Source organism: Arenimonas maotaiensis (assembly GCF_014638745.1).
Lineage (GTDB): Bacteria > Pseudomonadota > Gammaproteobacteria > Xanthomonadales > Xanthomonadaceae > Arenimonas > Arenimonas maotaiensis.
On record NZ_BMFO01000001.1, the window covers coordinates 697356 to 723119 of the forward strand.

Consider the following 25764-nt stretch of genomic DNA (forward strand, 5'->3'; position numbering starts at 1 on the left):
GTGCGTCTGGTCCTGGCCACCTCGAACAAAGGCAAATTGGCCGAGATGCGGCCGATCCTGGCCGAGACCGGCTTCGACGCCGTGCCGCAGTCCGAATTCGGCTTCGCCGACGCCGAGGAGACCGGCCATACCTTCGTGGAAAACGCGTTGCTGAAGGCGCGCAATGCTTGCCGGCACACCGGCCTGCCCGCGCTGGCCGACGACTCCGGCCTGATCATCGACGCGCTGGACGGGGCGCCCGGCCTGATTTCGGCGCATTACGCCGGTGTGCACGGCGACGCCGCCGGCAACATCGCGAAAGTATTGGCCGAGATGGCGGCCCTGGAAAATCCGGTACGCACGGCCCGCTTCTATTCCTGCATCGTGCTGCTCAAGCACGCCGAAGATCCGCAGCCGATCATCGCCGAAGGCATCTGGCATGGCGAGATTCTGCCCGCGCCGCAGGGCGACGGCGGCTTCGGCTACGACCCGATCTTCTTCGACCCCGAACACGGCTGCAGCGCCGCGCAGCTGCCGACCGAACTCAAAAGCCGCATCAGCCACCGCGGCCGCGCGCTGGCCCAACTGCGCGAAAAACTGGCAACGCATGCCTGAGCTGATGCCGCCGCCGCTGGCGCTGTATATCCATATTCCGTGGTGCGTGAAGAAATGCCCGTACTGCGACTTCAACTCGCACGGCAAAAAGAACGAACTGCCGGTGGCCGAGTATCTGGCCGCGCTGACCCGCGACCTGGAGCAGGACCTGCCCTTGGTCTGGGGCCGCAGCGTGACCAGCGTGTTCTTCGGCGGCGGCACGCCCAGCCTGTTTCCCGGCACCGCCATCGGCGAGATCCTGGCCATGGCCAACGCGCGCCTGCGCTTCGCGCCGGATTGCGAAATCACCTTGGAATGCAATCCCGGTACCGCCGAGCACGACCGCTTCGCCAGCTACCGCGCCGCCGGCGTCAACCGGCTCAGCTTCGGCGTGCAGAGCTTCGACGACGGCTGCCTCGAGCGCCTGGGCCGCATCCATAACGCCGAAAAAGCCCGCAGCGCGGTAAAAGACGCGCAGGATGCCGGTTTCGACAACATCAATCTCGACCTGATGTACGCCCTGCCCGGCCAGAGTCTGGCGATGGCGCTATTCGATGTGGAACAGGCCATCGCGCTGCAACCGCAGCACCTTTCGCATTACCAGCTGACGCTGGAGCCGAACACGCTGTTCGCGGCCAAACCGCCGACCGGCATTCCGGACATGGACTCGGCCTGGGACATGCAGGAGGCCTGCATCGCGCGCATGGCGGAGGCCGGCTTCGCGCAATACGAAGTGTCGGCCTACGCCCGCGACGGCCGGCGTTGCCGGCACAACCTGAACTACTGGACCTACGGCGACTACCTGGGCATCGGCGCCGGCGCGCACGGCAAGATCAGCAGCGGCCACGACGGCCGCATCCTGCGGCGCTGGAAACCGAAGCATCCGGAGGCCTACATGGCGTCCGCCGGAACGGCGGCCGGCATCGGCGGCGACGAGTACGTTGCGGCGGAGAACCGGCCGTTCGATTACATGCTGAATGCGTTGCGGCTGGTGGACGGCTTCTCGCTGGCCGATTTCGAAGTGCGCACCGGCCTGGGCCGTGAAACGATCAAACCGCAACTGGATGAGGCCGTGCAACGCGGCTGGCTGGAGATCTCGGGCGATTGGGCCAAGCCCACCGAGCTGGGCATGCGCTTCGCCAATGATGTGATGGGATTGTTCCTCGCCTGAAAAAAAGTTCGCCAGATTCACGCCGGCTTGATACACTGTGAATGCTTCGAGTGTTCGGGAAGTTGGTGCGAATCCAACACTGCCCCCGCAACGGTAAGTCAGGTAAGTCGTCCACATAGCCACTGGGAAACTGGGAAGGCGGACGGCAGCGGCACTGACGAGTCCGGAGACCGGCTTGGAGTATGCGGCGGCGCCTCGGCGCCGTCATTTTGCACGTTGCGGAGGGCGACGCGGCCAAATTATTGTCGGCCGCGCGCGGCCGTCCAATGGTTTCGTCGTTTGCTTTCCGGGTGCACGCGCGGGTGCGCGCAACAACACTGGAAACCGACATGTCATCATCACCCCGTATTACCCTGCTTTCCGCCGCCGTCCTGGCGGCCGTCTCTTTGCACGCGTCCGCCGAGGACGCGCCGTCCTGGCTGGACCGCGTGCAGGTCACCGGCAGCCGCATCGAACAGCCGGTCGAACGCGCCCTGCAATCGGTCAGCGTGCTCACCCGCGCGGACATCGAAGCCAGCCGCGCCGCCGACGTCAGCGACCTGCTGGCGCAGCAGGCCGGCGTCGACCTGGTGCGCACCGGCGGCAGCGGCTCGCAGAACTCCCTGTTCCTGCGCGGCGGCAACGCCAACCACACCTTGGTGCTGGTCGACGGCGTGCGCGTCAACTCCGCCAGCCAGGGCATCTTCGACCTCGCGCACCTGCCGCTGGCCGCCATCGAGCGCATCGAGATCGTGCGCGGACCGCGCGCGGCGGTCTGGGGCTCGGACGCCATCGCCGGCGTGATCCACATCTTCACCCGCGCGCCGGACGGCGCGCACGGCGAAATCCGCGCCGGCAGCTACGGCCGCGCCGGCTTCGACGCCGGCTTCGGCACCGAGGGCGGCGGCTTCGGCCTCAGCGCCGGTTACGACCGCTTGGACGGGTTCTCGGCCACCAATCCGGGCAATGTCTGGAGCTATGACCCGGACCGCGACGGCTACCGCAACCGGCATGTGGCGCTGCAGGGCAAAACCCTGCTCGGCGAGCAGACGCTGTCGTTCAGCGGCATCGCCACCCGCGGCGAAACCGAGTTCGACCAAGGCCGCACCCGGGCCGACAACCACAGCGGAAGCGCCGGCCTGACCGGCCCGTTGGGCGGGCGCTGGACGCACGAACTGCGCATCGGCCGCAGCTACGAAAAGCTCGACACCCCGGCCTACGGCAACGTCATCGGCTCGCGGCGCGAGAGCCTGGATTGGGCGCACACCGTACGCACCGGCGCCGCCGGCGCGGTGGCGTTCGGTGTCAACGCCGCGCGCGAGCAGGCCTACTCGCTGGGCTGGGACGGGCCGGAATTCCGCGAAAGCCGCCGCAACAGCGGCGTCTTCGCGGTCTGGAACGGACAATGGCAGAGCCAGCAATTCGAGCTGGCCACGCGCTGGGACGACAACTCGCAATTCGGCCTGCACCGCACCGCCAGCGCCGGTTGGGCCCGGCAATGGGACGGCGGACGCCGCCTGCGCGCCAGCTGGGGCCAGGGGTTCCGCGCGCCGAACTTCAACGAGCTGTATTACCCCGGCTTCTTCGGCCTGTACGCCGGCAACCCGGACCTGCAACCGGAACGCGCGCAGACCACCGAGATCGGTTACGAAAGCCCGCTCGGCGGCAACAGCCAGCTGCGGCTGTCGGCTTACCGGAGCCGGGTGAGCGATCTGATCAGCTTCGCCGGCACCGACAGCCAAGCCATCAACATCGCGCAGGCGCGCATCAACGGCACCGAAGCGGAGCTGGCCGGCGCCGCAGGCGTCTGGCAATGGCGCGCGCAGGGCACTTGGACACGTGCCGTGGACGGCGTCAGCGGCGAGCCGCTGTTGCGCCGGCCGAAGCTCAAAGGCCTGCTGGCGGCCGGCTACCGGTTCGCCGGCGGCGGCGATCTCGGCCTGGAACTGAGCGGCTACGGCAAGCGCGCGGACATCGGCACGCAACTGCCGGGCTTCGCCCGGCTCGACCTGACCGGCGCGTGGCCGCTGTCGCCGGCGTGGCGCCTCGAGGCCCGGCTCGAGAACCTGTTCGACCGCGACTACGAACTGCTCGACGGCTACAACACCCCAGGCCGCAGCATCCTGCTCCGTCTGCGCCACCAAAGTCCATGACCGGCACGGGGCCGCCTCGGCGGCCCCTTGTTTTGCGGGACGCCTGGGTTATGCTAAGCGGGTAATCCGCCCGGAACAGGCATGGACATCAGCGCACCCCATCCCCCATCGCATACCTTGAACCAATCCGGATTGCCGGTGCGCGTGTACGCGCTGTGCGACGGCCTGCTCAAGGTCGGCGCCGATTTCTTCGAACGCCAGCTGCAGTTCCTGCTCAAGGACCTCGAAGACATCCTGTTCAAGAACGCCGAGCACGGCCGCCCCGGCGCCGACGACGGCGACAGCTTCTCGGCGCTGCGCAACCTCAAACGCACCCGGCACGACTTCATCCCGCGTTTCCTGGCGGCGGTGGAAAGCCAATTGGCCGGCATCCGCCAGACCGGACCCGGCAACGGCGCGGCGCCCGCGAAGATCCTGCCCGCCGGTGCCGAACTGCGCCTGCTGGACGACGACAGCTTCGACATCGACCAGATCCAGCAGAGCATCTCCGCCCGCTGCGAATCCCAGAACAGCTTCGACATCTTCCTGTTGGCCCAGCGCATCGGCGTGCTGGCCGGCAAGCCGGCGTTCGGCAACGAGCAGATGCCGCTGGGGCCGAAGGCGCTCTGCCGCTGCCTGCAACAGGCGATCGAATGCCTGGACCTCGGCCCGAACGACAGCCGGCAGATCTACCACCTGTTCGACCGCCACGTGTTCGGCCATTTCGCCGAGTTGATGAAGGTCTGCAACCGGCATCTGTCGGAACACGGCGTGCTGCCGAACCTGAGCTACGTGCCGTTCCGCAATCCCGAGCTGCGCTTCAAGAAGACGCCGATCGCCCTGGGCGAGGGCAAGGAGCCGACCGCCGCCAGCGCCAAGGTCTATCCGCTGTTTCCGGAAGGCGCGCCGGCCAAGGCGCAGGGCGCCGCCGCCCCGGCCGAGGTCGAGGAAAGCTTCAGCAAGCTGCAGCATCTGCTGGCGCGGCGCAAGCAGCTGTTGAACAAACTCAGTTCGTTCTCCAACACCTACATCAACGACGCCAGCGGCGCGGCCGGACGCACGGTGCCGGCCGACTCCGACCAGCTGCGCGGCATCCTCGACGAATTCCAGCGCCAGGCCTTGGCGCACCCGAACGCGCACGCCGACATCCGCCACCTGAAGCGCGACCTGCTGGCGCAGCTGCGCAACCAGTCGACGCCCGATCGGGAGCTGACCCTCGGACCGGAAGACAGCGACGCCATCGACCTGGTCGGCCTGCTGATGGACGACGCGATGAAGGAGATCAGCCCGAACTCGCCGACCGCGCAGCTGATCGGCATGATGCAGACGCCGCTGATCCGCGTGGTGCTGCGCGACAAATCGTTCTTCAGCAATCACGTGCATCCGGCGCGGCAGATGCTCAACATCCTGGCCGAGGCCGGCATCAACTGGCTGGACGGCTCCGACAAGGACGACCCGCTGCACGGCAACCTGACCGGCATCGTCAGCAATACGGTCAAGGACTTCGACGGCGACAACCAGAAGCTGCTGGCGGCCTACGAAGAGACCAACCGCCTGCTGCAGAGCCTGATCAAGAAGGCCGAAGCGGTCGAGCGCCGCCAGATCGAGGTGGCCAAGGCCAAGGAGAAGCTGCGCGTCGCCCGGACCCGGGCCGAATCCACCATGGCCGACCTGATGGCCACGCACGAGATTCCGGTGTACACCAAGGCCATGCTGAACGAAGCCTGGGCCGACGTGATGGCGCTCACGGAGCTGCGCAACGGTCCGGATTCCAGCAACTGGCAGGAACAGCGCCGGATCGCCGAACACATCATCGCCGCCAACGAACCGGATGCCGGCGGCGTGGCCGAGGCCCGCGCCGAGGAACTGATGCAACGCATCCGCGAATCCCTGGCCATGGTCGGCTACCACGAGGACGAGGCCGCACGCATCGCCGAGCGCCTGGTGCGCCGCGGTCCGCACGAGGCGTTCGAACCGGAGCACACCGGCACCGACAAGGCCCGCTTCGGCGACAGCGCCAAGGCCGCCGACCTGGAGGCGTTCCAGCTCGACGAACAGCAGATGGCGCTGGTCGAAGAGCTGAAGGACGTGCCGGTCGGCACCTGGTTCGAATTCCTGACGCCCGGCTCCAGCACGCCGACGCGCGCCAAACTGACCTGGCTCAGCAAGATCACGCACAATTGCCTGTTCGTCACCCAGCGCGGCATGAAGCACTCCGAGATGCTGCTGGAGGAACTCGCCATCGCGATTTCCGAAGGACGCGCCCGCATCCAGCCCGGCCAGAAACGCAGCATCTTCGAACGCGCGTTCGAGAACATGCTGGCGTCGCTGCGCACCTTCATGCCCGGCGGAGACAAAGACGAATGAACAAGGACCATCGGCGCCTGCGGCGGCGCAAGGCCGCCTATCCGATCACGGTGATCGACACCATGACCCGCGAGCCGCTCGGCACGGTCGTCGATCTGTCCGAGTCCGGTCTGATGATCGTGGCGCCGGCGGCCCTGTGCGCCGACGCGCTGTTCCAGTGCGAGCTGCACTTCCCGTCCGGAAGCGGCGTGGACGGCATCCTCAACACCGGCCTGCACGAACTCTGGAGCCGTCCCGAGCCCGGCAGCGGCCGGGTGCTGATCGGCTTCCGTATCATCGACATCGGCAACGACGACAAGCTGCGCCTGCGCCGCTGGGTCGCCGAACCGGGCAGCGAATACGTCTGATTCCGCGCTGCCGACGCCCGCCTCCTCTGCAACCGCATCCGAGCACGACCCATGAACGCCTATTCCGAACACCTTTCCCGCCTGACGGCCACCGTCGACCGGGCCCTGGCCAAGTCCGGCCACGAGCATCTGATCATCGCGTCCGGCATCGAGAAGATGCAGTTCCTCGACGACATGCCATATCCGTTCAAGCCGAACCCGCTGTTCAAGCAGTGGCTGCCGCTGACCCGGCATCCGCATTGCTGGATCGCCTACACCCCCGGCAGCCGCCCGGTGCTGGTCTACTATCAGCCCGACGACTACTGGCATGTGCCGCCGAGCGCGCCGGAAGGCGAATGGACCGCGCATTTCGACATCCGCGTGATCAACGATCCGGCCGAGGCGGCCGCCCACCTGCCGCCGCCGGCGCGCGCCGCCATCTTGGGCGACGCCGATGCCGCGCTGGGTGTTTACGCGCCGAACAATCCTGCCGCCCTGCTGGCCTATCTGCATTACCACCGCGGCTGGAAATCGGGTTACGAACTGGCGCAGATGCGGCAGGCGCAAGTCAAGGCCGTGCGCGGCCACGCCGCCGCCGAACGCGCGTTCCGCGCCGGCGCCTCGGAAGCGCAGATCCACGCGGCCTATCTGGCCGCCGCCGGCCATACCGATTTCGATCTGCCCTACAACAACATCGTGGCCCTGAACGAGAACGGCGCCACCCTGCACTACCAGTACAAGGCCTTCGACGCCCCGGCCAGGCACCGCTCGCTGCTGATCGACGCCGGCGCCGAACACAACGGCTACGCCGCCGACATCACCCGTACCCACGGCGACGGCTTCGAACCGTTCGAGGAACTGATCGCGGCGGTCGACGCCGAGCAGCGCGCGCTATGCGCGCGGGTCAAGGCCGGTGTGGATTACCGCGAACTGCACCTGGAATGCCATCTGCGCCTGGGCGGCGTACTGCGCACGCTCGGCATCGTCGACATGGAACCGGTCTCGATGCTGGACACCGGCCTGAGCTCGGTGTTCTTCCCGCACGGCCTGGGCCACCCGATCGGCCTGCAGGTGCACGACGTGGCCGGCTTCAGCGACGAGGACGGCGCGCTCATCCCGCGCCCGGCCGGACACCCGTTCCTGCGCATGACGCGCACGCTGGAACCGGGCATGGTGGTCACCATCGAACCCGGCATCTATTTCATCCCGACCCTGCTGGCCAAGCTCAAGCAGCGCCCGGAAGCCAAGGCCGTGGATTGGGACACGGTCGAGCGGCTGCTGCCGTACGGCGGCGTGCGCATCGAGGACGAGGTGCACTGCACCGACGGCGAGCCGGAGAACCTGAGCCGCGACGCGTTCGCCGCGCTCTGATCAGGAACTGCAACTCAGCATCGAACAGCCGGCCCGCCGCATCGATTCCGGCGGGCATTTCCTGACCCAGCGCGTATCATCCGGCGCGTCGGCGTACGGCGTCTTCAGGCGCGCGAAAATATCCTGCAAGGGCTTCAGGTCGCCGGCCTGCACCGCCTCGATCACGTCCTGCACCAGATGGTTGCGCAGCACGAAGACCGGATTGGCGGCGCGCATCGCGACGGCGCGTTCCGGCCAGTCCGATTCGTCGACCAGGCCCTGATACAAAGCCAGCCAATCGCGCAGCGGTGCCGCATCCGGCATGTCCCGATAGCTGCAGGCCAGCAAGGCATCGCAGGCCGCAGCGGATGCGTAATCGCCACCGGCCGCGGCGATGCGGGTCAAGCCGTCGAAGAACAGGCTGAAATCCATCGCCAGCGCGCTCAGCACATGCACCAGCTGCCGGTAGCACAGCGGATTGCCGGCCAACACCGTGTCGCGCAAACCGAGCTTGGCCGCCAACAGCCGGTGCCAGTGCGCATGGAATTCACGGTTGTAGCCGGTCAGGCTGTCCTGCAACGGCGTCACGTCGCCGACCAGCGGCTGCAGGGCGTTGGCCAGGCGCGCCAGGTTCCACTGCACGATGGCCGGCTGGTTGCCGTAGCAATAGCGGCGACCTTCGGCGTCAGTGGTGTTCGGCGTCCATTGCAGGTCGTAGGCCTCGAGCCAGCCATACGGGCCGTAATCGATGGTCTCCGACAGCAGCGACAGGTTGTCGGTGTTCAGCACGCCGTGCACGAAGCCGACCGCCATCCAGCGCGCCACCAGCGCCGCGCTGCCTTGGCAGACGGCGTCGAACAGCCGCGCCACGGCATTCGGCGCGCCGGCATCGATGTGCGGGAAATGCGCGGTCAGCGCATAGTCGGTGAGTTGCCTGAGCAAAGCGATGTCGTCGCGTGCGGCCGGCAGCTCGAAATGCCCGAAACGCAGGAAGCTTTCCGACACCCGGCAGACCACCGCACACGGCTCCTGCTCGGGATGGCCGTCGTAGAACATGTCGCGGATTACCGTGGAACGCGAACCGGCCAGGCTCAAGGCGCGCGTGGTCGGGATGCCGAGGTGGTGCATGGCCTCGCTGCACAGGAACTCGCGGATCGACGAGCGCAACACCGCGCGGCCATCGGCGTGGCGCGAGAACGGCGTGCGTCCGGCACCTTTCAGCTGCAGGGTGCGACCGGCGACTTCGCCTAGGTTGATGGCGCGGCCATCGCCGAGTTGCCCGGCCCAATGCCCGAACTGATGCCCGCCGTACACCGTGGCGTACGGCTCGGAACCCTCGCCGGTGGCGTTGCCGGCCAGCACCGGCCACCAGGCCGGATCGGGCTCGGCCGGCAAGCCCAGCAGGCCTGCGGTTTCCGCCGACCACAGCAACGGATACGGCGCCTCCAGCGGCTCGGGCCGCACGCGGGCGTACAACGCGCCGGCGATCTGGCGGCTGTCGCGGCCGGTGCCGGCATCGCCCGGCAGGGCGCGGATGAAACGGTTGTCGAAACGCAGCGGCATGCGCAATCCGGGGTTCGGTCAGGCTTGGCACTATAGCAGTCGGTGGGTGAACGGCCCGCAAGCGCTTGATTGCCGGTGCCGCCGGCGCGCCGGCTTCCGGAAAGCCCGCGGATTTGCTACCCTAACAGGCTCATTTCTCACTAAAAACAAGCATTTGCTTGCCGCCCGTCATGGATAAGAGTTTCGACCCCAGCCAGTTCGAAGGCAAATGGTACGCGCACTGGGAGCAGTCCGGCTGCTTCACGCCCTCGGGTAAAGGCCCGGCGTACACCATCATGCTGCCGCCGCCGAACGTGACCGGTACCCTGCACATGGGCCACGCCTTCCAGCACACCCTGCAGGACGCGCTGATCCGCTACCACCGCATGAACGGCTACGACACGCACTGGCAGATGGGCACCGACCATGCCGGCATCGCCACCGAGATGGTGGTCAACCGCAACCTGGCGCTGGCCGGCCAGGGCGAGTCGCGCGATTCGCTGGGCCGCGAGAAGTTCATCGAAAAAGTCTGGGAATGGAAACAGCAGTCCGGCGACACCATCACCCGCCAGATGCGGCGCATGGGCACCTCCGGCGACTGGACGCAACAGCGCTTCACCATGGACGAGGGCATGTCCGAGGCGGTGATCGAGACCTTCGTGCGTCTGCATGCCGAAGGCCTGATCTACCGCGGCCAGCGCCTGGTGAACTGGGACCCGGTGCTGCAGACCGCGATCTCCGACCTGGAAGTGGTGAGCGAAGAGGAGAACGGCTTCCTGTGGTCGATCGCCTATCCGCTCGGCGACGGCAGCGGCGCGTTGACCGTGGCCACCACCCGTCCCGAAACCCTGCTGGGCGACACCGCGGTGATGGTGCATCCGGACGACGAGCGCTACGCGCATCTGGTCGGCAAGACGGTGAAACTGCCGCTGACCGGCCGCGAAATCCCGATCATCGCCGACGACTACGTGGACCGCGAATTCGGCACCGGCGTGGTGAAGGTGACCCCGGCGCACGACTTCAACGACTACGCGGTGGGCCAGCGCCACAATCTGCCGCTGATCAACATCCTGACCCCGGACGCGCGCCTGAACGAGGCGGTGCCGGAGAAATACCGCGGCCTCGATGTGAAGACGGCGCGCAAGGCGGTACTGGCCGACCTGACCGAAGGCGGTTTGCTGGTCGAAGAGAAGCCGCACAAGCTGCAGGTGCCGCGCGGCGACCGCACCGGCCAGGTGATCGAACCCTACCTGACCAACCAGTGGTTCGTGAAGATGGACACGCTGGCCAAGCGCGGCCTGGAACTCGTGGAAAACGGTTCAGTGCGCTTCGTGCCGGAAAACTGGATCAACACCTACCGGCATTGGATGGAGAACATCCAGGACTGGTGCATCTCGCGCCAGCTATGGTGGGGGCACCGGATCCCGGCCTGGTACGACGACGCCGGCAACATCTTCGTCGGCCGCAGCGAAGCCGCCGTGCGCGCAGCGCACGGTCTGGCGGCGGACGTGGCGCTGACCCGCGACAGCGACGTGCTGGAAACCTGGTTCAGCTCGGCGCTGTGGTCGCACTCCACGCTCGGCTGGCCGAACGAGAAAGACATGGCCGAGCGCGGATTCGAGAAGCGTCTGCCGACCTCGGTGCTGGTGACCGGCTTCGACATCATCTTCTTCTGGGTCGCCCGGATGATCATGATGACCGACCACTTCATGCCAAAAGAATGGCCGGACGCCAAACGCGTACCGTTCAAGGACGTATACATCACCGGCCTGGTGCGCGACAAGGACGGCCAAAAGATGTCCAAGTCGAAGGGCAACATCCTCGATCCAATCGACATCATCGACGGCATCTCGCTGGAGGCGCTGACCGAGAAGCGCACGCAGGGCCTGATGCAGCCGCAGATGGCCGAGAAGATCCGCAAGGCCACGCAGAAGGAATTCGCCGACGGCATCCCGGCCTTCGGCACCGACGCGCTGCGCTTCACCTTCGCCTCGCTGGCCACCCACGGCCGCGACATCAAGTTCGACCTGAACCGCTGCGAAGGCTACAAGAACTTCTGCAACAAGCTGTGGAACGCGGCGCGCTTCGTGCTGATGCACTGCGAGGACTTCCAGGCGCAGGGCGCCAGCCCGGCGCGCTCGGAAGCCGAGCGCTGGCTGCTGGCGGAACTGGCGAGCACCTGCGCCGAAGTCGAGCGACAGTTCGCCGACTACCGCTTCGACCTGGCCTCGGCCGCGCTCTACGAGTTCGCCTGGAACACCTACTGCGACTGGTTCGTGGAATTCGCCAAGCCGGTGCTGGCCGGCGACGACCGCGCCGCCGCCGACAGCATGCGTCATACGCTGCTGCAGGCGTTGGAGGCGTTGCTGCGCCTTCTGCACCCGATCACGCCGTTCATCACCGAAGAGATCTGGCACGCGGTCGCGCCCAAGCTCGGATTGTCCGGCGGCTCGATCAGCCTGCAGGCCTATCCGCAGGCCGCCGATTTCGGCACGCCGGACGCGGCCGCCTGCGCCAACATCGAATGGCTGAAAGCGGTGGTGACCGCGCTGCGTTCGATCCGCAGCCAGATGGGCATCGCGCCCGGCAAGGCGGTGCCGCTGCTGTGGCGCTCGTCCGGCGCCGAGGACCGCGCGCGCCTGGCCGCGCTCGACGCCAGCCTGCGCTTCCTGGCGCGCCTGGATTCGATCGACAGGCTCGAGGGCGAGGCGCCGGCGTCGGCCACGGCCTTGGTCGGCGAACTGCAGGTGTTCATCCCGCTGGCCGGCCTGATCGACCTGGACGCCGAGAAGGCGCGCCTGGCCAAGGAACTCAAGCGCATCGAAACCGAAATCGGCAAATGCCGAGGCAAACTGGCCAGTGACACCTTCGTGGCCAACGCCCCAGCGGCGGTGGTGGAACAGGAACGCCAACGCCTGGCCGACTGGCAGGCGCAGCAGGCCGCGCTGGCCGCGCAACTGCAGAAATTGGCATGACGTGGGGGCGAACCTGGTGTTCGCCCTGTTTCATCCGCAGGAATGCATATTGAGGCGAACCGCGTGTTCGCCCTGCGTTATTGCGAAAAATCGAAATCCTGCAATTCGATGGCCATCACGATGCCCTCTTCCCGGCCCTTGGGCGCGGGATAATAATTCGGGCGACGGCCGATTTCGTTGAAGCCCTCGCTTTCATAGAGCGCGATGGCATGTGGATTGCTGGGCCGCACTTCCAAAAACAGACGCTGCAGACGGTGCCAGCGCGCCACCTCGAACACCTGCCGCAGCAGACGTCGGCCCTGGCCATGGCCTTGATGCTCGGGCGCCACGCAGATGTTCAGCAGATGGCCTTCGCCGGCGGCGCAGCTGAGCACGAAGTAGCCGATCAATCCGCCCTGGCCTTCCAGCAGCCAGCACTCATGGCCGGCATACAGGCAGTCGCGGAAGATGCCGGCGGTCCACGGGAACGGATAGGCGCGTAGCTCCACGGCCATGACCGCATCGACGTCGGCCTGCTTCATCAGCCGCAGTTGCGGATCGCTAGCTTTGCCCTGCGCGCTCATCGCGGCCGGCGGTGGGCCTGGATGGCGCGCCACAACGATTTCTTGGCGCGAACCGGATCGGACGGCAACATGATAGCGGCCAGATCGACACCGGCGGCGTGCCGGCGGATGTTGCGGCCGAGCGCGCTATCCCAGAACGGAATCGGCGGCGCAGCGGCGGCAGGCGGTGTGACCGGTACTGCGATCGGCGCGGGGGCAATAGGCGGCGATACGACGGCGGGCGGAGCAACGGCCGGCACGTACAGGGTGAAGCCCATGGCCTGCAGGCGTTGGCGCGCGATGGCGTCGAACATGCTCAGGCCGCGGCGGCTTTGGGTTTCAGCTTCAGCCATAGCCAATACAGCGGGCCGGACAGGGCATACGCGCCGGCCATGGCCAGCAGCACGCGCGGCGGATCGATGAACAGCGCGACCAGCACCACGATCACCACGAACGCCGAGGCGAACGGCACTTTGTCCTCGCGCTCCTTGGGTTGGCCCGAGCCCTTGAAGCTGGTGTAACGGAAGCGCGAGACCATCAGCAGGGCGCAGGCCACGGTCAGCGCCAGCGCGAAGTAGCGCAGCTCCTGGCCTTTCCAGCCGAACTCGTTCATGGCCCATACAAAGGACATCATCATGCCGGCCGAGGACGGGCTGTTCAAGCCGATGAACCAGCGTTTGTCGACCGAACCGACCTGGGTGTTGAAGCGCGCCAGCCGCAGCGCGGCGCAGGCGGTGTAGAGGAACGCGGCGGCCCAACCGACCTTGCCGAGCAGGTTGCCGTCCAGCTTCATGCTGCCGAGCGCCCAGTGGTACATCACCAGGGACGGCGCGATGCCGAAGCTGACCAGGTCGGCCAGGGAGTCGTACTGCACGCCGAATTCGCTGCTGGTGCCGGTCAGCCGGGCGACCCGGCCGTCGATGCCGTCGAACACGCCGGCGATGAAGATGGCCACGGCGGCGGCCTCGAACCGGCCGCTGGCGGCGGCCAGGATGGCGTAGAAGCCGGCGAACATCCCGCAGGTGGTCAGCAGGTTCGGCAACAGGTAGATGTGCCGGTTTTTCGGGACTTTCGGGCTGGCGGTCGGTTCCATGGCGCCAGTTTACCCAGTTTCGCCGGCCGCTGTCCAAAAAGACGGTGCCAAGCGGCCGCCCAGCCCGTACAATAAAAGCTTGAAAATCCCACGGTTTCCGACATGCGCCTGTCCCAGTTCCATCTCAACACCACGAAAGAAACGCCAGCCGACGCCGAAATCGTCAGCCACCAGCTGATGCTGCGCGCCGGCCTGATCCGCCGCCTGGGCGCCGGCCTGTACACCTGGACGCCGCTCGGCCTGCGCGTGCTGCGCAACGTCGAGACCGTGGTGCGCGAGGAGATGGACCGCGCCGGCGCGCTGGAAGTGCTGATGCCGTCGATCCAACCCAAGGAGCTCTGGCAGGAAACCGGGCGTTGGGAGAAGTTCGGCGGCCAGCTGCTGAAGATCAAGGACCGCAAGCAGGCCGATTACGTGTACGGCCCGACCCACGAAGAGGTGATCACCGACTTCGCGCGCCAGGAACTGCGCAGCTACAAGCAGCTGCCGCTCAACTTCTACCAGATCCAGACCAAGTTCCGCGACGAAATCCGGCCGCGCTTCGGCGTGATGCGCGCGCGCGAGTTCCTGATGAAGGACGCCTACTCCTTCCACCTGACGCCGGACTGCCTGGCGCGCACCTACCAGGCCATGTACGACGCCTACTCCCGCGTGTTCACGCGCCTGGGCCTGCGCTTCCGCGCGGTCAACGCCGACACCGGCGCCATCGGCGGCAGCGCCTCGCATGAATTCCACGTGCTGGCCGATTCCGGCGAAGACGCCATCGCCTTCAGCGACGGCTCCGATTACGCCGCCAACATCGAGATGGCCGAGGCCTTGCCGCTGTATCCGGCGCGCGCGCCGGCCGCGGAGCCGATGACCGAAGTCGCCACGCCGACCCAGACCACCTGCGAAACCGTCGCCGAACTGCTCGGCCTGCCGCTCGAGCGCACGGTCAAGACCGTGGCGCTGATGTCCGAACACGGCTTCACCCTGGCGCTGGTGCGCGGCGACCATGCCGTGAACGAGATCAAGCTGGCCAAGCTGCCGGGCCTGGCCGACTACCGGCTGGCCAATGAAGACGAAATCGCCGAATACCTGGGCGCGCAACCGGGCTTCCTCGGCCCGGTCGGCACGCGCAAGCCGCTGCATGTCATCACCGACCGTACCGTGGCACTGATGGCCGACTTCGTGGTCGGCGCCAACCGCGACGGCTTCCATCTGCGCGGCGTCAACTGGGGTCGCGACCTGCCGGAACCGGCGCTGGTCGCCGACATCCGCAACGTGGTCGAAGGCGATCCGTCGCCGGACGGCAAGGGCACGCTGTCGATCGCGCGCGGCATCGAGGTCGGCCACGTGTTCCAGCTCGGCCAGAAATACGCCGACGCGATGAAGGCGACCGTGCTCGACGCCAACGGCAAGGCGCAGGTGATGTTCATGGGCTGCTACGGCATCGGCGTCAGCCGCATCGTGGCCGCCGCCATCGAACAGAATTTCGACGCCAACGGCATCCGCTGGCCGGCGGCGATGGCGCCTTGGCAGGTCGCCGTGTGCGTGATCAACCCGAAGGACGACGCGGCGGTGAACGCCTACGCCGAACGCCTGTACGCGGCGCTTTCCGCCAAGGGCCTGAGCGTCTGCCTGGACGACCGCGGTCTGCGCCCGGGCGCCATGTTCGGCGACATCGAGCTGATCGGCATCCCGCACCGCGTGGTGGTATCCGACCGCGGCCTGCAGGCCGGCACGCTGGAATACCGACAGCGCAGCGCGGACGCCTCCGAGAACCTCACCGAATCCGAACTGCTGGCGCGCCTCGGCGTCTGAGGCCGCGGCTCAGAGATTGCGGCGCGACGGCACCAGCAGGTTGCCGAACAGGATGCCGGCCACCAGCGCGATGAGCGCGGCGAACAGCGAGAACGCCAGGTCGATGCTGGCCGTGGCGTCCTGCGCGAACGCGATGTTGATGGTACGGAAGCCCAGGCTGCCGGGCACCAGCAGGATGATGCCCGGCACGCGGATCAGCCCACCGGGCCGGTTGAACACGCGGGCGAACAGGTTCGAGACGGCGGTCACGGCCAACGCGGCCAGGAAGGTCGCGGTCGGGATCTCGCCGTTGGCCAGCGCCGGCACCAGCGCGCAGGCCTTCATCACCCCGTAACCGAACAGCACCGCCGCCATCGCCACCGGCAGGTCGCGGCGGTTGGCCTTGAACAGCACCGCCAGCGCGAACGCGCCCGGCAACAGCATCCACCAGGACATTCCCGCCGGCAGGGCCGCGGCGCCGGCGTTGGGCAGGAAGTCCCAACCCAGCAACGCCACCAGCTGCGAAGCCAGGATGCTGCCGAAGGTCAGCTTCATCAGCACAGTCATCGCACCGGCGAAACGCGCGCTGCCGGACGCCAGCTGCTGGTCGGCCAGCTCGTTGATGGCATTGGTCAGCATCATGCCGGGCATCAGCACGATCAGCGCCGAGATGACCACCGGCTGCACGCTCAGCGGCGCCAGCCGGCTGGCCACGAACGAGGCCAGCAGGGTAGCCAGGAACGCGGCAATCGCCTCGACCGCATCGTGCAGACGGGGCCGGCGCTCACCGTAGAGCGCCAAGGCGCCGACCAGTATGCCGAGCATGGCGGCGGCGGCGAAGTCGGCCCAGCCGGTGCGCGGGAACAGGCTGAGCACCAGTGCCGAGGCCACGCCCCAACAGGCGACCACGGCGAGCTTGTGGACGGCGGACGCCCCAGCGTCCATCGCGCGCAGGCGGGCCAGGCCGCCGGGAATGTCGAGCGTGCCGGCCATCACCTGCTCGGCGATGTGGTCGGCGTCGGCCAGGCGCCCCAGGTGGGTATCGCCGGGGCGCAGGCGCAGCAAGCGCGTCAGCGTGTAGGGATCGCCATGCACCACGTCGCGGAAGCTGATCATGATGCCGGTCGGGTTCGACCAGATGCTGACCTCCAGCCCGAGCCGCTGCGAGACGCGCTCGAGCGCTCCCTCCAGCCGGTTGACCGACGTGCCGGCGGTATGCAGATGGCGCGCCAGCTCGATGACGAAATTGATCCGGTCCTTGAACGCGTCGGTATCCATGGCGTGCTGCGGCATATGGGGCCTGTGCGGGTGCTATGCGGCCATTGTAGGGCAAGCACCCGTGTTTTTCGCCGGTGGGATACACTAAACGCCACACACGGGAACGCCGCCGCGATGGCCATCTGGCTCACCAGCACCGAACCGCACTTGCTGCCCGACCCGCAGGACGCGATGCGTCTGCAGGCCACGGGCGACTGGACGTTCCAGCAGGCCGTCCGCCTGCTGGCGCTGTCGGCCGCGGCGCCGTCCGCCGCGGCGCTGGATGCCGGCGGCATCAGCCGCCTGGACGCCACCGGCGCGCGCCTGTTGATCGCACTGCGCGAACGGCTCGGCCTGCCGGACCCGGCGCTGGCCGCCAAACCCGAACACCGTACTTTGATCGACGCGGTCGCCGCGTCGATGGCGCCGTTGCCGTCGCCGCCCGCGCCGCCGGCGGCGTGGTTGCGCGGATTGGAAGCGACCGGGCGCTGGGTGGTCAACGCCTACCGCAACGTACTGGTGTTCCTCGCCTTCCTCGGCCAGACCTTGCTGAGCCTGCTGGAAAGCCTGGTCAATCCGCGCCACTGGCGGGTCACCTCGATCGTGTTCCACATGCAGGCGGTGGGCCTGAACGCGGTACCGCTGGTGATGCTGCTCAGCTTCATGATCGGCGCGGTGGTGGCGTTCCTGGGCGCCACCGTGCTGGCCGATTTCGGCGCCGAACTGTGGGTGGTCGAACTGGTCGGCGTCGCGTTCTTCCGCGAGCTCGGCGTGCTGCTGACCGCCATCCTGCTGGCCGGCCGCACCGCCAGCGCGTTCACCGCGCAGATCGGCTCGATGAAAAGCGGCGAGGAGCTGGACGCCATCCGCACCATGGGCCTGGACCCGATCGAGCTGCTGGTGCTGCCGCGGCTGAAGGCGCTGCTCGTCACCATGCCGCTGCTGACCTTCCTGGCCACCATGGCCGGCCTGCTCGGCGGCCTGGCGGTCTGCCACTTCAGCCTGCACATCTCGCCGGAGATGTTCTTCGACCGGCTGAACACCGAACTGTCGCCACGCCACTTCTGGCTGGGCCTGAGCAAGGCGCCGCTGTTCGCGCTGGTCATCGGGCTGATCGGCTGCCTGGAAGGCTTCAAGGTCCGCGGCACCGCGCAATCGGTCGGCGAGCACACCACCTCGAGCGTGGTGCAGGCCATCTCGATCGTAATCCTGCTCGACGCCTTCGCCGCGCTGTTCTTCATGGAGCTCGATCTGTGAGCGCGGCCGCGGACGCCATCATCTCGGTCGAAGGCCTGGTCAACCGCTTCGGCGCCGACAGCGTGCACGAGAACCTCGCGCTCGAGGTCCGGCCGGGCGAGATCATCGGCGTGGTCGGCGGTTCCGGTTCGGGAAAATCGGTGCTGATGCGCAGCATCCTGGCCCTGCAGCGGCCGCAGGCCGGCCGCATCCGCGTGCTCGGCCGCGATGCGCTGTCCTTCGATCCCGACAGCCGGCGCTTCATCGAACGCAACACCGGCGTGCTGTTCCAGAACGCGGCGCTGTTCTCCTCGCTGACCGTGCTCGAGAACGTGATGGTGCCGATGAAGGAGCACAGCGCCCTGCCCGAGCGCGTGATGCGCGACCTGGCGATGATGAAGATCCGGCTGGCCGGACTGGAGCCGGAGGCGGCGCTGAAACTGCCGGCCGAGCTGTCCGGCGGCATGCGCAAGCGCGCCGGCATCGCGCGCGCGCTGGCGCTCGACCCGGCCCTGCTGTTCCTCGACGAGCCGACCGCCGGCCTCGATCCGATCGGCGCCGCCGCGTTCGACCGGCTGATCCTGTCGATCCAGAAGGCGCTCGGCCTGACCGTGTTCCTGATCACCCACGATCTGGATACCCTGTACACTATCTGCGACCGCGTGGCCGTGCTGGCCGACCGCACCGTGCTGGTCAACGCCCCGGTCGACGAAGTCGCCGGGGTCGCGCACCCCTGGATACAGGAATACTTCAAGGGGCCGCGCGGACGCGCGGCGCACGACGCCCAGGAGAGCCGTTGATGGAAACCCGCGCCAACCATGTCCTGATCGGGCTGTTCACCCTGGTGGTGGCGGTGCTGTTGGCCGGCTTCTCGCTCTGGGCCGCCAAGTTCGCCTCCGACAGCAGCTGGCACGAGTACGACGTGGTGTTCTCGGAGGCGGTGACCGGCCTGGGCATCGGCGGCACCGTGCAGTTCAACGGCATCACCGTCGGCGAAGTCCGCCGGCTGGAGATCGATCCGCGCGACCCGAACAAGGTGCTGGTGCGCGTGCGCATCAAGGCCGACACCCCGATCAAGACCGACACCGATGCCCGCCTCGCCTTCGTCGGGCTGACCGGCATCACCCAGATCCAGCTGCGCTCGCTGAACGCCAAGAGTCCGGACATGATCCCGACCGAGATCAACCCGGTGCCGCGCATCGTGGCCAAGGAATCGGCGCTGTCCAAGCTGTTCAGCTCGACCGACGACATCGCCACCACCGCCACCAACCTGCTGCTGCGGCTCAACAAGACCTTCAGCGACGACAACATCCGCAACATCTCGCGCACGCTCGACAACCTGGAGAAGGTCAGCGGCACGGTCGCGGCCGAACGCGGCGAGATCGCCGCCACCATCCGCGACACCCGCGCCGCGGTCGCCAAGCTCGACAGCACCCTGGCCAGCACCGACAGCATCGCCAAGAAGCTCGACGCCGGCCTGGCCGACCAGCTGCCGGAACTGATCGCCAAGCTCGACCGAACCCTGGTGCAGTACGAAGCGTTGGCCAAGAACGCCAACCGCATCATGGAGACCAACGGCGACGCCATCGACAACTTCTCGCAGCAGGGCCTGGCCCAGGTCGGGCCGGCCATCGCCGAACTGCGCACCCTGCTCAAGCAGCTGCGCCGGCTGAGCGCCGAAATCGAGCAGAAACCGAACGCCCTGATCACCGGCAAGAACGCCACCGAGGAATTCAAACCATGAGCGCCGCGTCCATCCGCCGTTTCCGTCTGCTCTGCGCCGCCTTGATGATGGCGGCCTTGGGCGGCTGCCTGTCGCTGATCAAGGAACCCGACCCGATCGCCACCTACAGCCTGCGCCCGGAAACCGTGGCCGATGACGGCTGGAAGTCCGCCGACTGGGCGCTGACCGTGATCCGCCCCAACACCAGCGCCTTTTTGGACACCAACCGCATCGCGGTGCGTCCGGAGCCGAATGTGCTGCAGGTGTACAAGGGCGCGAACTGGTCGGACACCCTGCCCGACCTGGTGCAGACCGCAGTGGTCGAGGGTTTCGAGAATTCCGGCAAGATCAAGACCGTATCGCGCCAGAACAGCGGGGTGCCGGCCGAGGTCGCGCTGCTGCTGGACATCCGCGAGTTCGAGGCGGTGTACGCGCCCGGCGCGCGCATCCCGGCCGCCAGCATCCGCATCCACGCCAAACTGCTGCAATACCCGAGCAACCGCGTGATCGCCATCCGCACCTTCAGCACCGACGTGCCGGCCGCCAGCAAGCGCATACCCGACGTGATACAGGCCTTCGAGCAGGGCATGGTCAGGATCAACGGCGAAATCGTCGGCTGGAGCCTGGCCAACGGCCACGGCAAGGCCAAATAAGCCGGCGCGAACTCAGCCCAGAATCCGCCGGAAGGTCAGGTTGACGCGCGCCGCCACCGGCTTGGCTGTGCGCGGCACCGAATGCCGGTAGCGCTGTTGCAGATCGCCCGCCATCACCAACAGACTGCCGTGCGCCAGCGCGATGCCCGACGAACGCGCGCCGGCGCGCCGTTCGCGCAGCAGGAAGCGGCGCACGCCACCGAGGCTCACCGACGCGATCACCGGCGCGGGGCCGAGTTCGGGCTCGTCGTCGCTGTGCCAGCCCATGGCGTCGCGGCCGTCGCGGTACAGGTTCAACAATACGCTGTTGAAAACCTGGCCGGTGGCCGCCTCCACCGCCTGCTTCACGCCAAGCACCGGCGCGATCCAGGGCTCCGGCCGGAACACGGTGCCGGAATAGCGGTATACCGCGCCCGCATCGCCCATCCAGCAGCCCAGTCGCGGTTCGCGCACCGTTCGGCCGTACAGGCGGATTTCCGACTGCTTCCAAGGCACCTCGCGTCGCAGCGCCGCCAAGCAGTCATCGGCCTCGGCCGGCGGCAGGAACGCCTCGGCGTAATACAGGCCGCCGCCGGCGACGGGCAAGGCCTGCAGGGAGCTCGGGAAGTCGGTACGGAACATCCGGCGATTATTGCCCAATGCGCGTGAAACCGCGACAATAAGCCGATAACCACGAGGTGATCCATGTCCGAACGCGATGTGATGGAATACGACGTATTGACCGTGGGCGGCGGCCCGGCCGGCCTGGCTTTCGCCCTGCGCCTGAAGCAGAAGAATCCGGCGCTCAGCGTCTGCGTCATCGAGAAGGCCTCGACCATCGGCGCGCACTCGCTGTCCGGCGCGGTGATCGAAACCGCGCCGCTGGACGAGCTGCTGCCGGGCTGGCGCGACAATCCGCCGCCGATCTGCGTGCCGGCCACCGACGACGAGTTCTGGTACCTGACCAAGACCGGCGGCTTCAAATCGCCGATTACCCCGCCGCAGATGGCCAACCACGGCAACGTCATCGTCTCGCTCGGCGCGTTGTGCGCCTGGCTGGCGCCGCAGTGCGAGGCGGCCGGCGTCGAGATCTATCCGGGCTTCGCGGCCTCGGAAGTGCTGTACGACGAGTCCGGCACGGTCTGCGGCGTACGCATCGGCGACATGGGTGTGGCCAAGGACGGTTCGCACAAGCCGACCTACACTCAGGGCATCGACATCAAGGCCAAGACCACCGTGCTGGCCGAAGGCGCGCGCGGCCACCTGAGCAAACAGCTGATCAAGCGCTTCCAGCTCGATGCCGACTGCGACCCGCAGAGCTACTCGATCGGCATCAAGGAACTCTGGCAGGTGCGCGACGGCGTCAGCCAGCCGGGCAAGATCGTGCACAGCCTGGGCTGGCCGGCCGACGCCGCGACCTACGGCGGCAGCTTCCTGTACCACCTGGACGGCAACCGCATCGCACTCGGTTACGTGTCCGGCCTCGACTACCGCGATCCGAACTTCCAGCCGTACGAGGCCTTCCAGCAATGGAAGCACCATCCGACGGTGAAGCCGCTGCTGGAAGGCGGCACCATCCTGTCGGCCGGCGCGCGCGCCATCGTCACCGGCGGCTACCAGAGCCTGCCGAAGGTGGAGATGCCGGGTGCGATGCTGATCGGCTGCTCGGCCGGCCTGCTGAACGTGCCGAAGATCAAGGGTGTGCACCAGGCGCTGCGCTCCGGCATGCTGGCCGCCGAGCATCTGGCCGGCAACGGCAACGACGCCGCCGGCTGGGACGCCACGCTGCGCGCATCGAAGGTGGTGGCGGAACTGAAGAAGGTGCGCAATTTCAAGCCCGGCTTCAAGAAAGGCCGCTGGTTCGGTCTGCTCAACTCGGCGTGGGAAACGGCCACCGGCGGTCTGTCGCCGTGGACGCTGAAGGTCACGCCGGATTGGTCGAGCCTGAAGAAACTGTCGGAGATCACGGCGGCCGCGCCGGATTACGTGGAACGCACGCTGGCCCCGCGCGACCGGCTGGCCGGCGTGTACTTCGCCGCCACCGAACACGACGAAGACCAGCCGGTGCACCTGCAGGTGGCCGATACCGACATCTGCATCACCCGCTGCGCCGAGGAATACGGCAACCCATGCACGCGCTTCTGCCCGGCCGGCGTATACGAGATCGCGCAAGACGACGCCGGCAAGCGTCTGCAGATCAACGCCGCCAATTGCGTGCACTGCAAGACCTGCGACATCAAGGACCCGTACCAGATCATCAACTGGGTCACGCCGGAAGGCGGCTCGGGCCCGAACTACCAGAACCTGTAAAGGAACGCCATGCTCGCCCTCGTCTCCGTCGCCGCCGCCCACGCCCTGGATGAAGATCTGGCGCCGCTGTCGGCCGCCCTCGACGCCGCGGGCGTGGCGCACCGCATCGTGTACTGGGACGACGCCTTCGTGGATTGGTCGCACTACCGCGCCGCGATCATCCGTTCGCCGTGGGATTACATCGACAAGCTGCCGGAATTCCTCGACTGGGCGCGCCGGGTGTCGGCGGTCAGCACCTTGGTCAATCCGCTGGAAGTGATCGAAAGCAACACCGACAAGCACTACCTGCAGCGCTTGGCCGCCCAAGGCGTCCGTACGGTGCCGAGCCGCTTCATCGAGCCCGAACAGCATGCCGAAGACGGACTGCGCGCGTTCCTCGAGGAATTCGCGCACGCCGAGTTCGTGGTCAAGCCGGCGGTCGGCGCCGGCTCGAAGGACGCCCAGCGCTACGGCCGCGAAGATGTCGACGCCGCGCTGATGCACATCAAGCGCCTGCAGCTGAAGAACCGCAGCGTGCTGCTGCAGCCGTATCTGGCGCGGGTCGACGAGGCCGGCGAGACCGCGCTGCTGTTCTTCGACGGCGCGTACTCGCACGCCATCCGCAAAGGCCCGCTGCTGCGCCGGGGCGAAGGCCCGACCAACCACCTGTTCGCGCCCGAGCAGATCACCCCGCGCGTGCCCTCGGAAGACGAGCACGCCTTGGCGCGCGACATCGTCGACGCCCTGCCCGGCCTGTTCGGACTGGACGCGCCGTTGCTGTACGCCCGCATCGACCTGCTGCGCGACGAAGACGGCAGGCCCTGCCTGCTGGAGCTGGAACTGACCGAACCTTCGCTGTTCCTGTACACCGCCGACGGTGCCGGCGAGCGTTTCGTCGCGGCCTTGAAGCGCCGCCTAAGCCTTTGATTCCGCGCTTTCTTCACGCCGAACGGATGTTTGAAACAGGGCTTTTGCGCTAGAATAAAGGGCTGATTTTCCCGCTTATGCTCCTTTTCGAGGCCCTTTCATGAAGATCCTGGTCGGTTACAAGCGCGTGGTCGATTACAACGTGCGCATCCAAGTCAAGCCGGACGGCTCCGGCGTCGTCACCGACGGCGTCAAACTGTCGGCCAACCCGTTCGATGACATCGCGCTGGAAGAAGCGCTGCGCCTGCGCGACAAGGGCGTGGCCACGGAAGTGGTGGTGGTCACGATGGGCCCGGCCGATTGCCAGGCGCACATCCGCAACGGCCTGGCGATGGGCGCCAACCGCGCCATCCACGTGGTCACCGAATCGGCCATCCAGCCGCTGACCGCCGCCCGCGCCTTCCTGAAGCTGGTCGAGAAGGAGCAGCCGGGTCTGGTGCTGATGGGCAAGCAGGCCATCGACGACGACGCCAACCAGACCGGCCAGATGCTGGCCACGCTGTGGGGCCGTCCGCAGGCCACCTTCGCCAGCGCCGTCGCGGTCGAAGGCGATACCGCCACCGTGACCCGCGAAGTGGACGCCGGCCTGGAGACCCTGGCGGTACAGCTGCCGGCGGTGATCACCGTCGACCTGCGCCTGAACGAGCCGCGCTTCATCAAGCTGCCGGACATCATGAAGGCCAAGAGCAAGCCGCTGGAAACCCTCGCCTTCGCCGACCTCGGCGTCGAATCCGCCGATTTCCTGCAGACCACGCACTACGCCCCGCCGGCCAAACGCAGCAAAGGCGTGATGGTGGCCGATGTGGCCGAACTGGTCGCCGCCCTGAAGAACAAAGGATTAGTGTAATGAGCCGCGTACTGATCGTCGCCGAACACCTGAACGGCCAACTCAATGCCGCCACCGCGCGCTGCGTGTCCTGCGCCGCCGCCTTGGCTCCGGAAACCATCGACGTGCTGGTGCTGTCCGCCGACGGCGCCGCCGTGGCCGCGCAGGCCGCGCGTATCGCGGGCGTCGGCAAGGTCGTGGTGGCCGATAACGCCGCGAATGCGCAGGCCGTGGCCCAGGTGCTGGCGCCGCAGGTGGCCGAAGCCGCCGCCGGCTACAGCCACGTGTTCGGCCCGTCGACCACTTTCGGCAAGGACCTGATGCCGTGCGTGGCCGCTCTGCTCGGCACCGCGCAGGTGTCGGACGTGATGGCGGTCGAAGCCAGCCATGTGTTCAAGCGTCCGATCTACGCCGGCAACGCCGTGATCACCGTGCAGGCCCCGACCGACAAGCCGGTGGTCGCCACCGTGCGCACCGCGTCCTGGCCGGCCGCCGCCGACGGCGGCAACGCCGCTGTCGAAACCGCCTCGCTGTCGGCTACGCTACCGACCCACACCCGCTTCGTGTCGTTGCAGCAGGGCAAGTCCGACCGCCCCGATCTGCAAAGCGCCGCCAAGGTGGTGTCCGGCGGCCGCGCCCTGGGCTCGGCCGAGAACTTCGCCATCGTGTATTCCCTGGCCGACAAGCTCGGTGCCGCGGTCGGCGCCTCGCGCGCGGCGGTCGACGCCGGCTATGTGCCGAACGAACTGCAGGTCGGCCAAACCGGCAAGATCATCGCGCCGGAACTGTACATCGCGGCCGGCATCTCGGGCGCCATCCAGCACCTGACCGGCATCAAGGACGCCGGCACCATCGTGGCGATCAACAAGGACGCCGAAGCGCCGATCTTCGAAGTGGCCGATTACGGTCTGGTCGGCGACCTGTTCCAGATCCTGCCGGAACTGGAAAAGGCACTGTAAGCGCCCACGCGAAGTGACGCATTGCGTCACTTCCTGACGCAGGCTGTCGCAACGTCGGCGAACCTGCAGTGAAACGGCCCGAA

Annotated in this window: 22 protein-coding genes and 1 riboswitch; of the genes, 16 read left to right on the forward strand and 6 right to left on the reverse strand. The window is 67.4% G+C overall.

Going from position 1 to position 25764, the window contains the following annotated elements; all coding sequences use genetic code 11:
* The 6 genes from rdgB (at position 1) to pepQ (ending at position 7919) form a co-directional block, all read left to right on the forward strand.
* Positions 1–594 (forward strand): RdgB/HAM1 family non-canonical purine NTP pyrophosphatase, encoded by a 594-nt coding sequence (gene rdgB / locus IEV56_RS03380; protein ID WP_188447718.1) that lies wholly within the window; start codon positions 1–3, stop codon positions 592–594.
* Positions 587–1744 (forward strand): radical SAM family heme chaperone HemW, encoded by a 1158-nt coding sequence (gene hemW, locus IEV56_RS03385; protein WP_188447720.1) that lies wholly within the window; start codon positions 587–589, stop codon positions 1742–1744. Before rdgB ends, hemW begins: the two co-directional genes overlap by 8 nt.
* Positions 1745–1775: 31 nt before the next feature.
* A riboswitch (cobalamin riboswitch) is annotated at positions 1776–1937 on the forward strand.
* Between the two features lie 136 nt (positions 1938–2073).
* Positions 2074–3876 (forward strand): TonB-dependent receptor domain-containing protein, encoded by a 1803-nt coding sequence (locus IEV56_RS03390; protein WP_188447722.1) that lies wholly within the window; start codon positions 2074–2076, stop codon positions 3874–3876.
* Between the two features lie 81 nt (positions 3877–3957).
* Positions 3958–6222 (forward strand): DUF1631 family protein, encoded by a 2265-nt coding sequence (locus IEV56_RS03395; protein WP_188447724.1) that lies wholly within the window; start codon positions 3958–3960, stop codon positions 6220–6222.
* Positions 6219–6569 (forward strand): PilZ domain-containing protein, encoded by a 351-nt coding sequence (locus IEV56_RS03400; protein WP_188447726.1) that lies wholly within the window; start codon positions 6219–6221, stop codon positions 6567–6569. Before IEV56_RS03395 ends, IEV56_RS03400 begins: the two co-directional genes overlap by 4 nt.
* Positions 6570–6620: 51 nt before the next feature.
* The gene (gene pepQ / locus IEV56_RS03405; protein WP_188447728.1) at positions 6621–7919 is read left to right on the forward strand and encodes a Xaa-Pro dipeptidase; all 1299 of its coding nucleotides are present in this window, start codon (positions 6621–6623) and stop codon (positions 7917–7919) included.
* Here pepQ and IEV56_RS03410 read toward each other — a convergent pair whose 3' ends face one another.
* The gene (locus IEV56_RS03410; RefSeq protein ID WP_188447730.1) at positions 7920–9461 is read right to left on the reverse strand and encodes a protein adenylyltransferase SelO; all 1542 of its coding nucleotides are present in this window, start codon (positions 9459–9461) and stop codon (positions 7920–7922) included. It abuts the gene before it with no gap.
* A 170-nt stretch (positions 9462–9631) separates the two neighbouring features.
* On the opposite strand from IEV56_RS03410, the gene IEV56_RS03415 reads away from it, so the two are divergent.
* The gene (locus IEV56_RS03415; protein ID WP_188447732.1) at positions 9632–12415 is read left to right on the forward strand and encodes a valine--tRNA ligase; all 2784 of its coding nucleotides are present in this window, start codon (positions 9632–9634) and stop codon (positions 12413–12415) included.
* 77 nt (positions 12416–12492) lie between these two features.
* On the opposite strand, the gene rimI is transcribed toward IEV56_RS03415, so the two are convergent.
* Genes rimI through pssA form a run of 3 tightly spaced genes read right to left on the reverse strand, consistent with a single transcriptional unit; the run spans position 12493 to position 14050 of the window.
* Positions 12493–12978: a ribosomal protein S18-alanine N-acetyltransferase gene (gene rimI, locus IEV56_RS03420; RefSeq protein WP_188447735.1), complete on the reverse strand. Its 486-nt coding sequence runs from the start codon at positions 12976–12978 to the stop codon at positions 12493–12495.
* Complete coding sequence (locus IEV56_RS03425; protein ID WP_188447737.1) at positions 12975–13310, reverse strand: hypothetical protein; 336 nt, start codon at positions 13308–13310, stop codon at positions 12975–12977. Before IEV56_RS03425 ends, rimI begins: the two co-directional genes overlap by 4 nt.
* Positions 13274–14050 carry a CDP-diacylglycerol--serine O-phosphatidyltransferase gene (pssA, locus tag IEV56_RS03430; protein WP_188447739.1) on the reverse strand — a complete coding sequence of 259 codons (777 nt, stop codon included), beginning with the start codon at positions 14048–14050 and terminating at the stop codon, positions 13274–13276. Before pssA ends, IEV56_RS03425 begins: the two co-directional genes overlap by 37 nt.
* A gap of 102 nt (positions 14051–14152) precedes the next feature.
* Between pssA and IEV56_RS03435 the strand changes: the two genes are divergently transcribed.
* The gene (locus IEV56_RS03435) at positions 14153–15853 is read left to right on the forward strand and encodes a proline--tRNA ligase (RefSeq protein ID WP_188447741.1); all 1701 of its coding nucleotides are present in this window, start codon (positions 14153–14155) and stop codon (positions 15851–15853) included.
* A gap of 9 nt (positions 15854–15862) precedes the next feature.
* On the opposite strand, the gene IEV56_RS03440 is transcribed toward IEV56_RS03435, so the two are convergent.
* Complete coding sequence (locus IEV56_RS03440) at positions 15863–17110, reverse strand: threonine/serine exporter family protein (RefSeq protein ID WP_188447743.1); 1248 nt, start codon at positions 17108–17110, stop codon at positions 15863–15865.
* A gap of 114 nt (positions 17111–17224) precedes the next feature.
* Here IEV56_RS03440 and IEV56_RS03445 point away from each other — a divergent pair, with 114 nt between their 5' ends.
* Genes IEV56_RS03445 through IEV56_RS03460 form a run of 4 tightly spaced genes read left to right on the forward strand, consistent with a single transcriptional unit; the run spans position 17225 to position 20701 of the window.
* Positions 17225–18346 (forward strand): MlaE family ABC transporter permease, encoded by a 1122-nt coding sequence (locus IEV56_RS03445; RefSeq protein ID WP_188447745.1) that lies wholly within the window; start codon positions 17225–17227, stop codon positions 18344–18346.
* Complete coding sequence (locus IEV56_RS03450) at positions 18343–19125, forward strand: ABC transporter ATP-binding protein (protein ID WP_188447747.1); 783 nt, start codon at positions 18343–18345, stop codon at positions 19123–19125. Before IEV56_RS03445 ends, IEV56_RS03450 begins: the two co-directional genes overlap by 4 nt.
* Positions 19125–20069: an MlaD family protein gene (locus IEV56_RS03455; protein ID WP_188447749.1), complete on the forward strand. Its 945-nt coding sequence runs from the start codon at positions 19125–19127 to the stop codon at positions 20067–20069. The genes IEV56_RS03450 and IEV56_RS03455 overlap by 1 nt, the downstream gene beginning before the upstream one ends.
* Entirely contained in the window at positions 20066–20701 is a 636-nt protein-coding gene (locus IEV56_RS03460) for an ABC-type transport auxiliary lipoprotein family protein (protein ID WP_188447751.1), read from the forward strand. Before IEV56_RS03455 ends, IEV56_RS03460 begins: the two co-directional genes overlap by 4 nt.
* 12 nt (positions 20702–20713) lie before the next feature.
* Here IEV56_RS03460 and IEV56_RS03465 read toward each other — a convergent pair whose 3' ends face one another.
* Complete coding sequence (locus tag IEV56_RS03465) at positions 20714–21322, reverse strand: alpha-ketoglutarate-dependent dioxygenase AlkB family protein (protein ID WP_188447754.1); 609 nt, start codon at positions 21320–21322, stop codon at positions 20714–20716.
* A gap of 63 nt (positions 21323–21385) precedes the next feature.
* Between IEV56_RS03465 and IEV56_RS03470 the strand changes: the two genes are divergently transcribed.
* From IEV56_RS03470 to IEV56_RS03485, 4 genes are all read left to right on the forward strand, one after another.
* Entirely contained in the window at positions 21386–22990 is a 1605-nt protein-coding gene (locus tag IEV56_RS03470) for an electron transfer flavoprotein-ubiquinone oxidoreductase (protein WP_188447756.1), read from the forward strand.
* Positions 22991–22999: 9 nt separating this feature from the next.
* Positions 23000–23896: an ATP-grasp domain-containing protein gene (locus IEV56_RS03475; protein ID WP_188447758.1), complete on the forward strand. Its 897-nt coding sequence runs from the start codon at positions 23000–23002 to the stop codon at positions 23894–23896.
* 100 nt (positions 23897–23996) lie between these two features.
* Complete coding sequence (locus IEV56_RS03480) at positions 23997–24743, forward strand: electron transfer flavoprotein subunit beta/FixA family protein (protein WP_188447760.1); 747 nt, start codon at positions 23997–23999, stop codon at positions 24741–24743.
* Positions 24743–25681 (forward strand): electron transfer flavoprotein subunit alpha/FixB family protein, encoded by a 939-nt coding sequence (locus tag IEV56_RS03485; RefSeq protein ID WP_188447762.1) that lies wholly within the window; start codon positions 24743–24745, stop codon positions 25679–25681. Before IEV56_RS03480 ends, IEV56_RS03485 begins: the two co-directional genes overlap by 1 nt.
* Positions 25682–25764: the final 83 nt, after the last annotated feature.